At 70.3% G+C, this 14,475-nt stretch carries 12 protein-coding genes; 7 read left to right on the forward strand and 5 right to left on the reverse strand.

Going from position 1 to position 14,475, the window contains the following annotated elements; genetic code table 11:
* Window positions 1-181: 181 nt before the first annotated feature.
* Entirely contained in the window at window positions 182-1,114 is a 933-nt protein-coding gene (locus ACTWQR_RS27845; RefSeq protein ID WP_443229913.1) for a MurR/RpiR family transcriptional regulator, read from the reverse strand.
* 116 nt (window positions 1,115-1,230) lie between these two features.
* Here ACTWQR_RS27845 and ACTWQR_RS27850 point away from each other — a divergent pair, with 116 nt between their 5' ends.
* From ACTWQR_RS27850 to ACTWQR_RS27880, 7 genes are all read left to right on the forward strand, one after another.
* Window positions 1,231-2,379, forward strand: coding sequence for a C45 family autoproteolytic acyltransferase/hydolase (locus ACTWQR_RS27850; protein ID WP_443229914.1), 1,149 nt, complete (start codon window positions 1,231-1,233; stop codon window positions 2,377-2,379).
* Window positions 2,380-2,453: 74 nt separating this feature from the next.
* Window positions 2,454-4,103: an ABC transporter substrate-binding protein gene (locus tag ACTWQR_RS27855; protein WP_443229915.1), complete on the forward strand. Its 1,650-nt coding sequence runs from the start codon at window positions 2,454-2,456 to the stop codon at window positions 4,101-4,103.
* 4 nt (window positions 4,104-4,107) lie between these two features.
* Window positions 4,108-5,058 (forward strand): ABC transporter permease, encoded by a 951-nt coding sequence (locus ACTWQR_RS27860; RefSeq protein WP_443229916.1) that lies wholly within the window; start codon window positions 4,108-4,110, stop codon window positions 5,056-5,058.
* Window positions 5,055-5,918, forward strand: a complete 864-nt coding sequence (locus tag ACTWQR_RS27865; RefSeq protein ID WP_443229917.1) for an ABC transporter permease — start codon at window positions 5,055-5,057, stop codon at window positions 5,916-5,918. The genes ACTWQR_RS27860 and ACTWQR_RS27865 overlap by 4 nt, the downstream gene beginning before the upstream one ends.
* Before the next feature lie 7 nt (window positions 5,919-5,925).
* Complete coding sequence (locus ACTWQR_RS27870) at window positions 5,926-6,912, forward strand: ABC transporter ATP-binding protein (RefSeq protein WP_443229918.1); 987 nt, start codon at window positions 5,926-5,928, stop codon at window positions 6,910-6,912.
* On the forward strand, window positions 6,909-7,793 hold the full coding sequence (locus ACTWQR_RS27875) for an ABC transporter ATP-binding protein (RefSeq protein WP_443229919.1): 885 nt from the start codon (window positions 6,909-6,911) through the stop codon (window positions 7,791-7,793). Before ACTWQR_RS27870 ends, ACTWQR_RS27875 begins: the two co-directional genes overlap by 4 nt.
* 47 nt (window positions 7,794-7,840) lie before the next feature.
* A complete protein-coding gene (locus ACTWQR_RS27880) occupies window positions 7,841-8,836 on the forward strand; it encodes an aldo/keto reductase (protein ID WP_443229920.1) in 996 nt (331 codons plus the stop codon).
* A gap of 300 nt (window positions 8,837-9,136) precedes the next feature.
* Here ACTWQR_RS27880 and ACTWQR_RS27885 read toward each other — a convergent pair whose 3' ends face one another.
* The 4 genes from ACTWQR_RS27885 to ACTWQR_RS27900 form a co-directional block, all read right to left on the reverse strand.
* Window positions 9,137-11,104, reverse strand: a complete 1,968-nt coding sequence (locus ACTWQR_RS27885; protein WP_443229921.1) for a zinc ribbon domain-containing protein — start codon at window positions 11,102-11,104, stop codon at window positions 9,137-9,139.
* Window positions 11,105-11,452: 348 nt separating this feature from the next.
* Window positions 11,453-12,127 (reverse strand): cutinase family protein, encoded by a 675-nt coding sequence (locus tag ACTWQR_RS27890; protein WP_443229922.1) that lies wholly within the window; start codon window positions 12,125-12,127, stop codon window positions 11,453-11,455.
* A 412-nt stretch (window positions 12,128-12,539) separates the two neighbouring features.
* Entirely contained in the window at window positions 12,540-13,805 is a 1,266-nt protein-coding gene (locus ACTWQR_RS27895; RefSeq protein WP_443229923.1) for a PucR family transcriptional regulator, read from the reverse strand.
* Between the two features lie 169 nt (window positions 13,806-13,974).
* The gene (locus ACTWQR_RS27900; RefSeq protein WP_443229924.1) at window positions 13,975-14,472 is read right to left on the reverse strand and encodes a GNAT family N-acetyltransferase; all 498 of its coding nucleotides are present in this window, start codon (window positions 14,470-14,472) and stop codon (window positions 13,975-13,977) included.
* Between the last annotated feature and the right edge of the window lie 3 nt (window positions 14,473-14,475).

The following is a 14,475-nucleotide window of genomic DNA, read 5'->3' on the forward strand; positions in this document are numbered from 1 at the left end:
TCGGGACGGTCGGACTCGGCGTCGGTGAGTCTGGTCCGGTCCACGAGAGGTCAGTCATTCGGGGCCTCCGTCAGGGCGGCGTCATGCGGGGTTCGAGGGCAGGCAGGTGCGGGTTTCAGGGCAGGCAGGTGCGGGTCGGGGACGGCGTCGTAGAGAGGTGGCCACGACGCCGCCCTCCCCGCTATCCCTTGCGCCCCCGTGCCTCCCGCGGTTCTGGCGCATCCAGCAACTGCTGCCGCAGGACGGTCAGTTGGTGGGACGCTTCGACGGCCCGCGGTTCGTCGAGCGAGGCAAGCGCGAGCACCAACGTGTCCACGACCACGGTGGCCACCAGTGACTCCGCGGTGATCCCCGTCGGGGTGTGCGGCGCGCTGATGACCACGTCCACCCGCTCCGCGAGGGGTCCTTCGGGCTCGTCGGTGATCAGTACCGTGCCCGCCCCGACCGACCGGGCCCGGTCGGCCAGTACGAGGAACTCCCGCAGGAGACGGCCCGGTTGGAGTACCACCACCGCGTCACCCCGGCCCAGGTCCAGCAGTTCGTCCGCCATGGTGAAGCCGGTGGAGCCGACGAAGCGGGCCCGGCGTCCGGTTCTGCGGAGCTTCAACACGAGGTGCCGCGCCGCGAGTTCGGAGGCGCCGACGCCGTAGGCGACCACCTCGCGCGCGTCGGCCAGCGTCTGGACCGCGCGGGTGAGGACGTCCGGGTCGAGCAGGGGGCGGCACTGCTCCAGCCGTTCGACGGCCTCGTCGAAGACGCGGTCGCGGATCCGCTCCAGGTCCCGGCCGACATGGGCGATGCGCTGCTTGAGCCGCTCCTCGGGGGCGACGGTGGAGGTGAAGTCGGTGGCGAGGTCGTGCTTGAGCGCGGGCAGACCCGCATAACCGAGACGCTGCAGGGCGCGTACGACGGTGGCGTTGCTGGTTCCGCTGGCGGCGCCCAACTCCTGTGCGCTCGCGAAGAGCAGGCTTTCGGGCACGGCCGCGGCCAGATACTGGGCGACCGCCCGCTCGGACGCGGACAGGTCGTCCCAGGACTCGCGTACGGCGGCGCGCAGACGTGTCGCGCCGGTTACCTCGGGGCCGGCCTCTGTTACGTCTTCTGTTTCACCCATTACAGCTATTGACTCCCCTGTAGTCGACGTTACAACCTGGTACTGCTCATTCCAGAAGCGCCGAGATCTGAAACAGACGTTACAGGATCGGAGCTTCCGACGACCCCAGGAGAGGCATGTCCGCTCGCACGATCCCGCTGGTCGAGATCTCCGGTACACCCGCTGAGCGCGGCCGCCAGTACGGCGAGGCAGTGCGCGACAGCCTCGCGGCCGCGCTGGCGTACTACGAGGAGGCCTTCGGCAGTTCCTCCGGTCTCACGTGGGAGCAGGTCGGCGCACGGGCCGCCCGCTGGCTGGAGCCGGTGCGGGTGTACGCGCCCGACCTCGTCGAGGAGATGGAGGGAATAGCGGAGGGCGCCGGAGTCGGCCTGCCGGACGTGCTGGCGTTGAACGTGCGGGGCGAGATCCTGTACGACCGCACCTTTGCCGCCCTGCGCGAGCAGCCCTCGCGGGAGGAGATCGAGGGCTGCACCTCCTACGCCGTCATCGGCGAGGCGAGCGGCGACGGGCACGTGTACGCGGGGCAGAACTGGGACTGGCGGGCCGGCACCGCCGACACCGTGGTGATGCTGCGAATCGTCCAGCCTCCGCGCCCGACCCTGATCATGCAGGTCGAGGCGGGCCAGATCGGCCGCCAAGGCGCCAACTCCGCGGGCGTGGCCCTCAACGCCAACGGGCTGGGCGGTCGGTTCGACGACGCGGTGGGGCTGCCCCAGACCGTCATCCGCCGACGGGTGCTGGACAGTCCGTCCATCAGCGAGGCGGTCGACGTGCTGTGCCGCACCCGGGGTCACATCGCCAGCAACGCCCTGCTGACCTGCCGCGAAGGGTTCGCTGTCGACCTCGAGACGACGCCGGGGGCCCACGGCTGGCTGTACCCGGACGACGGCCTGCTCGTGCACGGCAACCACTATCAGGCCGGCCTGCCCGTCCAGCTAGCCGCGAACTACCGCCCCGAATCCTCCGACTCGCTCATCCGCGTCCCCCGTGCCACGGCCGGACTGCGCCGGCTGCGCGAGGCCACGTCTCCGGACGAGTCCCGCAAGCTGATACGCCAGGCCATGTCCGACCACCTCGGCCACCCCGAGGGCCTGTGCACCCACCCCGACGAGCGGGATCCCCAGGTCAAGCGCTGGGCGACGCTGCTCTCCTCCTGCGTGGACCTGACCACCGGCGACTACCACGTCACCCCCGGCACCCCGTGCGACCACGAGTACCAGCACCTGCCCTGGAACCTCTACGACGGCCCGGCAGCACCGAACTGACACTCCATCAGCTTCTGGGTACCGCACGACACCCCCCCGACCCCCACCCCGACCTCTCCCGAGGAGAGCCCGCCATGAGAACCAAGCTCTGTACCACCGCCGCTGGGCTGGCGGCCGGGGCGCTGCTGCTCGCCACCGGGTGCTCAGGTGCCGACACCGACTCATCCGGTTCGGCCCTCGACGCCTCGAAACTGAAGCTCGTCGACACCACTGCGAAGGCGTCCGGCCCGGTCGGCACGGTCAACTGGCTGCTGGACCAGGAGCCCGGTCTCCTCGACCTCGACCGCGAGGGAGACACGAGCGGACGCACCGTCATGGCCAACGTCTGTGAACGGCTGTTCCAGGTCCAACCCGACCTCACCACCGAACCGTTGCTCGCCAAGAGCGCCGACCATCCGAACGACACGACACTCGTCCTCAACCTCCGCGACGACGTCACCTTTCACGACGGCACGAAAATGACCGCCGACGACGTGGTGTGGAGTCTGAAGCGGCACGCCGAGCCGGACATGCAGGAGGCCGACGAGTACGAGGACGTGGACCGGATCACCAAGACCGGCACGTACCAGGTCACCGTCACCTTCAAGAAGCCGAGCGCCCTGTTCGAGCAGGCGCTGGCCGGGGACGCCGGGATCATTCTGGAGCGCAAGGCGGTGGAGAGCCAGGGCGACGACTTCGGCACGCCGGGCCGGACCGACGCCTGCTCGGGACCGTTCACGCTGAAGAGCTGGGACTCCGGATCCGCCGTCACCATCGAGCGCTTCGCGGACTACTGGAACGCCGACCGCAAGGCGCTGCCCCAGCGCGTCGTCTTCCGCTGGGCGGAGGGCAGCGCCATGGTCAACTCCGTCTCCACCGGCGCCGCCGACGGCGCGTACCTCACCGCGACCGGACCCGCTGCCGCCCTGGCGAAGAAGGACGGCGTGGGCGTCCACTACGGGCCCAGCACCACCGCCTGGTCGCTGATCCCCAACGGCGACGGCGCGCTGAAGGACGCCCGTCTGCGCCAGGCGCTCTCCCTCGCCATGGACCGTACGGGCATCGCCAAGTCCGGCTTCAGCGGCCTCGCCGAGCCGTGGGCCACCCCGGTGGGACCCGGCGCGTGGGGTTACGAGAAGGCCGCCTTCGAGAAGGCGCAGAAGCAGCTGGAGAGCTCCACGGCGTACACCGTCTCACCCTCGGACGACGACATCGCTAAGGCGAAGAAGCTGGTCGAAGAGGCCGGAGCACCCTCGACCCCCATCGTCGTCTCCAGCAACGGCACCCAGAACCAGACCGTCATCGCGAGCGCTGTCCGCTCCGCCGCCCAGAGGATCGGGCTGAAGGTCACCGTGAAGACCGTCCCCGCCAGCCGCTACGACGAGTTCTTCGCCGACCCCGCCTCACGGGACGGCTTCGACCTCATCCCCGCCGACTGGTACATCTCCAAGGCCGACCCCGCCGGCTTCTACGACAACGGCATGTCCGCCAGCCCCAACAACTGGCTGGGCTACGAGAACAAGGAGTACGACGCCCTCGTCACCAAGGCGCTGGGGACCATCGCCGACGCCGAGCGCGCCGACCTCGTCATACAGGCGCAGCGGAAGTTCGCCGAGGACCAGGTGTGGATCCCGCTGGTCCAGGTGCCGTCCGTGCTGGTACTCGCGAAGAAGTACACCGGCGCACCCGCGTCCATGGTGAGCCTGTACTACCCATGGGCCGCCGACCTCGGCACGAAGGGCTAGAACCGTGATCCGCGCACTGGCCCGCCGCGTCGCCGGGCTGCTCGCGACGCTGCTCGCCGCCTCGTTCGTCATCTTCGCCGCCGTCTACGCCGCTCCCGGCGACCCGGCGACCGTTCTGGCCGGGAGCGTGCAGGAACTCACTCCGGCCAAACTGGCGGCGGTGCGTGCCGAGTACCACCTGGACGAGCCGCTGGTCGTCCAGTACGGCCGGTGGCTCTGGGACGGCGTGCAGGGCGACCTGGGCCGCTCGTTCCAGTACCGGGACCAGGTCGCGGACCTGATCACGGCACGGCTGCCGGTCACTCTCGGGCTCGTCGCCTACGCCACGGTGTTCTTCGTGGTGCTGGGCGTCGGTGCCGGAGTAGTGGCCGCCGTGCGCCGCGGCTGGGCCGACTCGGCCGTGGTCGGCGCGACGACCCTCGCCGCCTCGGTGCCCGCGTTCGTCGCCGCCATCGGCCTGGCGTCGCTGTTCGGCGTACAGCTCGGCTGGTTCCCGGTGACCGGACAAGGAGAAGGATTCACGGGCCGCCTGCACCACCTGACCCTGCCCGCCTTTGCCCTGGCGCTCGGTGCGCTCGCGGTGATCAGCAGGGTGACCCGGCAGTCGATGGCCGACGCGTACGCCTCCGACCATGTGGAAGCCGCCCGCGCCGCCGGACTCCCGGAGCACCAGATCGTCCTGCGGCACGTACTGCGCAACGCGCTGGGGCCGATCGTGACGATGTGCGGACTCGTCACGGCGGGCCTGCTCGCCGGCACGGTCGTGGTCGAGCCCGCCTTCGGGCTGAGCGGCATCGGCTCACTGCTGGTCAGCTCCATCAACACGCACGACTTCCCGGTGGCACAGGCCGTCCTGCTGCTGATGGTCTGCGGCTACGTCGTCGTGACCACCCTGGTCGACCTGGCACACCCGCTGATCGATCCCCGCGTCTCACTGGAAGGGAGGACCGCATGACAGCCACGGCATCCGTGCCGGCCCAGACGCTGCTTCCGCTGACGGCACGCCGGAGACGTCGACCGGTGTCGGTCCTGATCGCGGGCGGTTTCCTGATCCTGACCGTGGCCGCAGCGGCCTTCGCCCCGCTGATCGCGCCGTACGCACCCGACGCGGTCGACCTGAGCGCCTCACTCGCCGGCACCACTTCCGAGCACCTCCTCGGCACCGACGCCTCGGGGCAGGACCTGCTCTCGCGACTCCTGTACGGCGCCCGCGCCAGCCTGGTGGCGCCCCTCGCCCTGCTCGCGCTGGCCGCGCTGATCGGCGTCACCATGGGCACGGTCGCGGCCTGGCGCGGCGGCTGGGTGGACACGCTGCTCTCCCGGGTGACCGATGTGATGTACGCGTTCCCGGGTCTGCTGTTCGTCGTGCTGGTCATCGCGGTTCTCGGCGACGGTCTCACCACGTCGGTCATCGCCCTGGGCTTCGCCTACGCGCCCACGATCGCCCGGTACACGCGCAGCCTCGCACTCGCCGAGCGGGCCAAGCCCTACATAGACGCCTACCGGGTCCAGGGGATGGGCGGCACACGGATCTGCGTACGGCACCTCGTGCCCAACCTGGCCGCCTCGCTCGTCGGTTATCTGGTCGTCCTGTTCGGCGAGGGGCTGATGAGCCTCGCCACCCTCAGTTACCTGGGTTTCGGCGCCCAACCCCCCAGCTCCGACTGGGGATTGATGGTGCAGGAGGGCCAGGAGGCCATGGTGCAGGAGGCACTGCTGCCCGCGCTCGTGCCGGGCATCGCCATCGCCGCCGTCGTGGTGGCCTTCAACGTCGTCGGGGTCCGCGTCTCCGACCGGCTCGGCAGCGGGAGGTAACACAGCAATGCTGCTGGACATCCAGAATCTGACGCTCCGGCTTCCCCCCGGAGCCGCCGCGCGGCCGCTTCTCGCGGACGTCTCGCTGACCGTCGACCGGGGCGAAGTCGTCGGCCTGGTCGGCGAGTCGGGCTCAGGCAAGTCCACCACGGCCCGGGCCGCGCTGCGGCTGCTCCCCGACGGGGCACAGGCCACCGGCGCCGTGCTGGCCGACGGTGAGGACGTACTCGCCATGGACCCGGCACGACTTCGGCAGCACAGGGCCCGCGGTGTCTCCATGGTCTTCCAGGACCCCCGGTCCGCGGTCAACCCGGTCCGCCGCATCGGTGACTTCCTCACCGAACGGCTGGTCCGCGTGCTTGGCACACCGAAGCGCGAGGCCACGGCCAAAGCGGTCGAGCTGCTGGACGCCGTGGGCCTGTCCGACCCCGAGCGGCGGCTGCGCCAGCACCCGCACGAACTCTCCGGCGGCATGCTCCAACGGGTCGTGATCGCCGCCGCCCTCGCCACCGACCCCGCGCTCCTCCTCGCCGACGAGGCGACCAGCGCCCTGGACGCGACCACCCAGGCCGAAGTCCTGGCGCTGCTGCGCCGGTTGCAGGGGGACCGCCGCGAGGCGGGGGACAGCCTGGGCATGCTCTTCATCACCCACGACCTGCAGTTGGCCGCCGCCTACTGCGACCGTGTGTACGTGATGTACGCGGGGCGGATCGTCGAACACCGGCCCGCCCGCACCCTGTTCGCCGACCCCCGGCACCCCTACACGCGGGGCCTGCTGGACTGCTCGCCCGCCCTGGACGACGACCGCGACCCGCACCCCATCCCCGGCCGCCCGCCCTCGCTGGCCGACGCCTTCCCCGGCTGCCCCTTCGCCCCGCGCTGCGAGCAGGCGGAACCGGACTGCGAAACATGGACGCCGACGCCGGTGCCGCTGGACGGCGACGGATCAGCGGCCTGCCGCCGTCTGGAACTCGTAGCGAGGAGCACTGTATGACCGCCGCAGCCCATCCCGTGCTGACCGTTCACGGCCTGCGCAAGACCTACCCGGCACCGGGCGCCGGACGGACGATGGCCGTCGACGACGTGTCCTTCTCCGTCACGCCCGGCGGCAGCCTCGGCATCGTCGGCGAGTCCGGCTCCGGCAAGACCACGGTGGCCCGGATGCTTGTCGGCCTCGTACGGCCGGACGCCGGCACGATCACCGTGAACGGACGCGAACGCGCCACCGGAAAGGGGGGCGGAGCGGGAGACAGCGGAGCGAGAAACAGGTGGGTCGGGCGGAATGCGGCCCGTCTGCGCCGCGCCCGCGAGATCCAGATCGTCTTCCAGGACCCCTACGGATCCCTCGACCCCCGGCTCACCGCCGCCGAATGCCTGCACACGGCCCTGCGTCTGCACGGCCGCCACGACCAGGCCGCCGCCGAGGCGCGCGTCGCCGAACTCCTCGACCAGGTGGGCCTGGGCAGCCGCGAGTCCGGGGCCCGGCCCCGTACCCTCTCCGGCGGCCAGCGCCAGCGCCTCGCCATCGCCCGCGCCCTGGCCCTCGACCCCGAAGTGCTCGTCCTCGACGAAGCCGTGGCCGCCCTGGACGTCTCCATCCAGGCCCAGATCCTCCGCCTCCTCGGCGACATCCGCCGCGACACCGGAGTGGCCCTGGTCTTCGTCAGCCACGACCTCGCCGTCATCGCCCAGATCACCGACGACATCCTGGTCATGCGCCGGGGCCGGGCGGTGGAGACGGGCCCCACCGCCCGAGTCCTGGCCACCCCGGCCGACCCGTACACCCAACTCCTGCTGTCCTCCGTACCCCGCGCCGGCTGGGACCCCGCAGAGACCGCCCGCCTGCGCGCCGCGCTGCCCGCGACCGCCGACTGACCAGGCCACGGAGATTGGCGTCTGGCGGAGTGGGGGAGAGGTTCGTGATGAGAGCTGACGACCTCGCACCACTGGGCCGTACGGGACTGCGGGTCAGCCGCCTCGGACTGGGACTCGCCTCCCTCGGCGGACTGTTCGAGCCCGTGTCGGAGGAACAGGCGGCCGCCACGCTCGACACCGCCTGGGATCTGGGCATCCGGCTGTACGACACGGCGCCCGTGTACGGCTATGGGCGATCGGAGACCCGTACGGGCGCGGCGCTCGCGTCACGGCCCCGCGACACGTACGTGCTCTGCACCAAGGTGGGAAGACTCATCGAACCGGGAGGCCGCGACACTCAGCCGATCTGGGCGGACCCTCCGCCGGGCGTCGGGCCTCGGCTCGACTACTCGTACGCCGGGGTGCTGCGCTCGGTCGAGGAGAGTCTGGAACGGCTGGGCCTCGACCGCGTCGATGTGCTCCATGTCCACGACCCCGACGAGGACTTCGGTGCCGCGGTGGGCGAGGCCTATCGGGCACTGGCCGAACTACGGGCCAAGGGCGCCATCGGCGCGGTCTCGCTCGGCGTCAACCACGCACCTGTGGCTGTCCGCTTTCTGCGGGAAGCCGTTTCTCCCGGACCCGACTGCGTCCTGCTGGCCGGGCGCTACAACCTCCTCGACCAGTCCGGGCTCGACGAGTTGCTGCCACTGTGCGCCGAGCGGGGAATCGCCGTCATGGCCGCAGGGGTATATCAGTCCGGGCTGCTGGCCGACCCCCGCCCCGGCGCGCCGCACGGGTACACCGCGATCTCCGCCGAACTGGCCGTACGCATCAGGAAGTTGAAGAGGGTGTGCGGGGACTTCGACGTACCGCTGCTCGCGGCGGCGGTGCAGCTTCCTTTCGGACACCCAGCTGTCGTGAGTGTGGTGGTCGGCGCTCGCTCCGCCCACGAGGTGGCCGACAGTGTGGATCTCTTCAACCATCCCGTGCCGACGGACTTCTGGACCGCCGTGAAGGCAGCGGGACTGCTTCCCGAAGAGGCGCCCACGCCCGCGCGCTGAGCGGAAGAGAATCCGAACAGAACCAGGGCCCGGCCGGCCTGGACGGCGTCACTCGGATCGACGGCGGATTGCTGAGAGGAGGCGCCGCATGCCGGTCACGTGCCCGCCCGTCCCCATGATGAGCCGTCGGCAAGAGGCCGTGGCCCGGACGCCGTGTGGTCGGCGCACCCGACAAGTCTCGCGTAGCCGGCCGCACCACGACGGGAGAAGGATCGGTCCAGTGTTTCGCCCAGACCGCACCAGACGTCGTCGGACCCTGCCTCGATGACCTCGAAGCGATCTGCATCGAAGCGTCTCTAATCAGCTAAGCGATCCCACGCAAGACGTGGTGCCTAGCGTGGGTTCTGCCCATCGTGGAGGGGTGGCGTGGGCGTGCAGGTGGAACCCTGCGCCCAGTGCTGCTCCTCGTGGCCGATGCCGGTTGGTGGGTGTGCTGATCGTCGTCACGCCCTGGTGCCGGTGGGCTGCGCGGGGCAGCCGTCTGCGGTCCGTGTGAGCTTGTCCCTCCGGACGCTTGCCCGCCGGATCCGAAGGTCCGGTGGGGGAGGGTGTCCGGCGTCGCCTGGGCGTCGGACGTGTGGTGCGGTGCCGGGTGGGTCCGGTCTTGGACCGGTCCGTCCGGCTGGTCTTGGGCGCGGGGGTGATGACCGCGCCGGTTTCGAGTGTGTCGATCACTGTGCGGATGGCCATGGTCCCGCTGGCGCGGTCGGTGACCGTCTTGGCCTGGTGAGTGAGGCCGCGGGCGGCGATCCGCCGCCACGCCCCTTGGTCGCGGTCGCCCTGCCAGCCGCAGGAGCCGCACAGGGCCCATTTCCAGCCCGGTGCGGTGGGCCGGTCGGGGGCCTTGCGGTGCCGCAACACCTCCAGGCACTGCGGGCAATGTTTCGAGGTGTTCCGGGCCGGGACGGTGACGACGGCGATGCCGGTCTCGGCGGCGAGGTGCCGCATTCGGGCCACGATCTGCCCGCGCACCTGCTGGGACAGGCGGGTGTTGTGGGTGCGGCCCATGCCGCGGGCTTCCATCGAGCGGAGGTCCTCGACGTAGATGACCGTGGCCGAGGCGGTGATGGCCTGGTCCACTGCCCAGCGGGCGGCAGCCCAGGCGAGGGCGTCGTTGAGGTTCGACCGCCGGTCGGACACATGCCGGATCTCGTCGGCCAGGACGGTGTGCCGGGCGGTCAGGTGGTGCTGTTCGGCCCCGCCGATGAGCCGCTGGTAGTGGTCGGCCTTGGCATGCAGGTGCTCGCCTTGGCGGCGCAGCCGGTGCTGTTTCGCCAGGACACCGGCGGCGCGGAACATGCCGCCGCTGCCGAGGGCGGTGATGGTTTTGTCGTCGTTCAGCCGGGCGGCCCCGGCGGACAGTAGGGTGTGCAGTCCCCAGTCCACGCCCAGCGCGACCGTGTGTCCGGTCCGTTGCGTCTTGGGGACGGCGTGGGTGTAGGCGAGATCGGCCAGCACCCGGCCCTGATGGAGACGCAGGGTGGGCAGGTGCAGCACCGCACCGGCGGGGACCGTCGGCGGCAGCTTGATGGGGCAGGCCACCCACGTCCAGTCCGTGTAGGACCGCGGGTCGGGGCGGGTGGGCAGCTGCAGCCGCAGCAGCGCCCGGCCCGGCTCGTCGGCGCGTTCGATGGTGGCCTGCTGCCTGTCGCAGGCGGACAGCAACAGCATGCGTGCGTTCCGGGGCGCGGTCTCCAGCTCGAATACGTTCACCGCCATCCGGCCGTGCTGCTTGACGAACGCGGTGATCTGCCGGGTACGGCCCTTGATGACGCTGGAGGGCAAATACTCCCCGCCGGGCACCGCCTCACGCAACTGGTCCCACTCCTGCGGGGTGCGCCTGACGGGGTCGGCGGGCCAGGTCGCGATGACCGCGGTGGTGAGGTCGGCGCGCCACTTCGCCGCACGCAGCGTGCGCCCGGCCGCCTCCTGGGCGATGCGCACGATGCGGTCGTTGACGCGGATGCCCCCGGCCGGGCCGACCGTCCAGCCCAGGCGGCGCAGGGCCATCCAGGCGTTCGACGGCAGCCCGCGGCCCGTAGCGTCCTCGCCGGCGGCCAGCATGTCCACATCGGCGGCGTTCCAGTGCTCGGCCAGCAGCGCGGCGACCATCCCGGACACCAGATCAGCAGCCCAGCCCACCCGCTCCGCCAGCACCACCGCGGGCAGGACTTCGCCGCTCTTCTCCTCCACGCCGGTGCGCAGCAGACCACGGGCACAGGCGGTGCGAGCCGTCTCACCCTCGGCGCACGGCAACTTCCGGCTCACCTGTGCCCCCTTCCACGCCCGTGATGCTGTCATCCGATCAACGACACTTGCCGCGGAAGGTCACACATTCGATCCACGTACTTACAGGCGACCCCGACACCGAGCACACCGCATGACGCCAGCGGATAACGAATCGCCACGGATACCCAAGGAAATACGTGAGCCTCCGTGCGGTCTGATCGCGCTTGGGACGACATGCCTGCCACCACGCACCGTATGCGACCGAAGCCGGTACGCAGTGGAATTCCTCAGTCACCGACAGTCGACCAAGAGCGACGATCACGCGACGGAAAGCGCCCGGGAGCGAATGCCCCCGGGCACTTCGGCGCCGCTTCAGACCATGAGCCGTCAGACCTTTCCGGCGGCGAAGAGCGCCGCCTCATCGGCATTGTTGCGGTAACTCAGGTGAGCCAACGTGTTGTTGCCACCCCTTTCGCAGACCGGATCGCCCTGTGCGCAGAAGTCCCGCGTACGGTTCGCGTACGTTCCGGTGACACTCTTTCCCTGTGCCCTGATCGGATTCCCGAACAGCAGCACCGCGGACACTTTCGGTTCGACGTCGTTGGGGATGGTGGCGACAATCTGGCCGCCTACCGTCGCGCCTGCGCTGCTGATACCGATCGAGTTGTCCACCACGTTCGCGCCCTGCGAATACCCGACCAGGACGAACTTCTGATTCGGACAGGAACTCGCCTGGCTCTTCACGTGGTTGACCAGGTCGGTGTTGCCTTGGGAGTTCGACGTGAGGCTCAGGTCGGCCGGATAGTTGACCTTGTAGTTGGTGAGCGTCTTGCCGGTAACGCGCTTCTGTAACGCGGAGAACACCGGATCACCCACGATCGTGCCGAGATTTCCTGGTTCGAATGTGCCGCGGGCCGAGACCACTTCGATGTCGGAACAGGCGGCGGACGCGCCCGGCGAAGTCAAAGCGACCACGCCACCGCCGCCGGCCAGCAGCGCGGCCGCCGCTGAGAGGCGTACGACCGGTCGCCGCCGCCGACCATGGGATGAGGACTGACGCATGGGGGATTCCTCTGTACGTCGGGCGCGGCCGATCGAAGCGGAGCAAGCCGCGCTGCCATTGGGATTCCCCAGAAACTAAGTGACCGTACGCATGCGGCGTTAGAGACGGAATGACAGTTGTGCGGCCAGAGATTTCTCCGAAAATGAGTAGGAGAACGCGGCCGGGTGGCTCAGAGTTGGTCAGAGAACGCGTGCGGTTCCACTCGCCCGCATATCCGCCCGCCAAGGCGCCGCGGCGCCGCTCACCGGCCACCGGGAGGACTCAGGACATTCGATCACCGCCACCGCCACCGCCACCGCCACCGCTACGGTTACCGTCGCCGAATCCGCCGGGCCGATGTACGCAGCACTGCACCGGGGAGGGTGCGCGAGCGGCGTACCAGCACGGCGGGAATCGCGTTCCTCCGCGACGTCAGCGGCCGGTGGACCGCAGCCGGGGAACGGGCGAGCCTGCCGATGAATCCAAGGGATCGCCCGCCGGGCTGCCGGGTGCCGGTGCGACCCCTGCGCGGAGGGCGAGTTCGAGTTCGAAGCGGCTTTCCGGGTCGCGGAGACGGCTGCCGAACAGCTTCTCCAACTGGCGCAGCCGATAGCGCACCGTCTGCGGATGGATGTGCAATCCCTCCGCGACGTCGGCGACGCTGTTGCCGCTCTGCAGCCACGCGAGCAGCGTCTCGGCCAGCCGTTCGCGCTGCGGCGTCTGAACGGCCCCCAGCGGTTCGAGCATCTGGTGCGAGAGTCTGCGCAACAGCGGTTCGTCGGCGTGCAGCAGCAGCGTCGGAAGGTAGTCGGAGCAGTGCACCACACCCTTGTCGGACGGCAGCACCCCCCTGCGTACGAGGTCCAGGGCCCGCGTCGCCCAGCGCAGCGAGTCGGCGGCCTCGGTGAGCGCGACCGCCGGCCCGACCGCGGCCGATTTGTCCCGGAGAGCGAGGGCCGGTGGATGCCCCGGCCAGGCACCCGGCCTGTCCGGGTCGGGGATCAGGAGGCGAGCGGGGCGGGCGCCGGTGTCGTCCAGTACCCCTGCGGGCAGCAGCAGCGGTTCCTCGTCGTTCCGCGCCGTGTTGTCGAACACCAGGACGGCGACCTGCCGGGGCATCGGCCATTGCGCGGCATGCGCGAGTTCCCGCAGGGCCTCGGGGGAGGCCGGGGACTCGGCGAGCAGCAGATCGAGGAGCCGCTTGCGGCGCCGTGTCAGTTCGCCGTTGCTGCGCAGCCGCTCCTCGGTGTAGCCCGCCGAAGCGGCTTCGGCGATCTCGTGCATGTGCAGGATGGCCGCCTCGCCCAGGGCCGCCACCACGTTGGGCTCGAGATGCAGTTCGTCCGCGAGCATGCCCATCCGCCGCCAGGCCACTCGGCCGCCGAGTCGCAGAGCGGTTTGCAGGGTGTCCAGGCTGCGGCCCTCCACGGCCTCGCCCCGGCCGATCTCCTGGTACGTGTGGGCGACTCGGCCCCAATCGCGTCCGGGCTCGGCGATCCGCTCGATGAACAGGGCGAGCGCCTCCACGACGCCGGCTCTGAGGGTGCGCATGTAGGTGTCGTCCGTCGGACGTGCATATTCCGGAACGCCGTCCCGGACTTCCTGCTCCACCTCCTCGGAGACCTCCTCCAGAGTGCGGCGCATATGCCCGGTGATCTCTGCCGCGAGGGCACGCGGTACTGCGGCGAAGGGATCCATCCTGGACGCTCCTTCCGCGAGTGCGACTCGGCCGTTGACACTGTCCGATACGTAAACGGGCCGGACTTTTCTCGCGAATAGCGTCCCAGGCGGTGCGAAGGGCGTCCCAGACGGTCAACTGGCGCCCGCAGCCTCCCCGTTCGGACGTACCGCGGGGCGCAGCCGACTGTCAGGGATGGGAGGTCGTGCGGGCGACCGGGGCGTGGAGCAGACGAGGGGAGGGGGCGAATCCGTGGCGGGAGTAGGCAGGGATCGCGCGAGGGGTGGAGTGCACGGTGACTCGTTCGAGTCCGAGTTCCCGGGCGTCGGCCAGAACCGCGTCGATGAGCCGGCCGCCCAGACCACTGTCACGCTCGCCGGGAATCACGTACACGCATTGCAGGTCGCCCGATGCCCGTTGCGGGGCGTGAGGGGTCGGCACCCGCTGGAGGACGGCCAGCCAGGCCATGCCGATGATCACCCCGCCACGGACCAGGACCGTACAGCGATGGGAGGACGCGTTCTCCCTCGCCCATGTGACGAAGTGGCGCACGAACTCTTCGCGCTCGGTGACTGGTAAGCCCTCGGTGACTGGTAAGCCGTGGTCCTCGAGGATCCAGTGCCATCGGAGCTCGGCGACGACGCCGAGCTCGTGGGGGTGGGCCGGACGGATCGTGATGTTGTCCACCGG

This window comes from Streptomyces sp. 2A115, assembly GCF_052245575.1.
Taxonomy (GTDB): Bacteria; Actinomycetota; Actinomycetes; order Streptomycetales; family Streptomycetaceae; genus Streptomyces.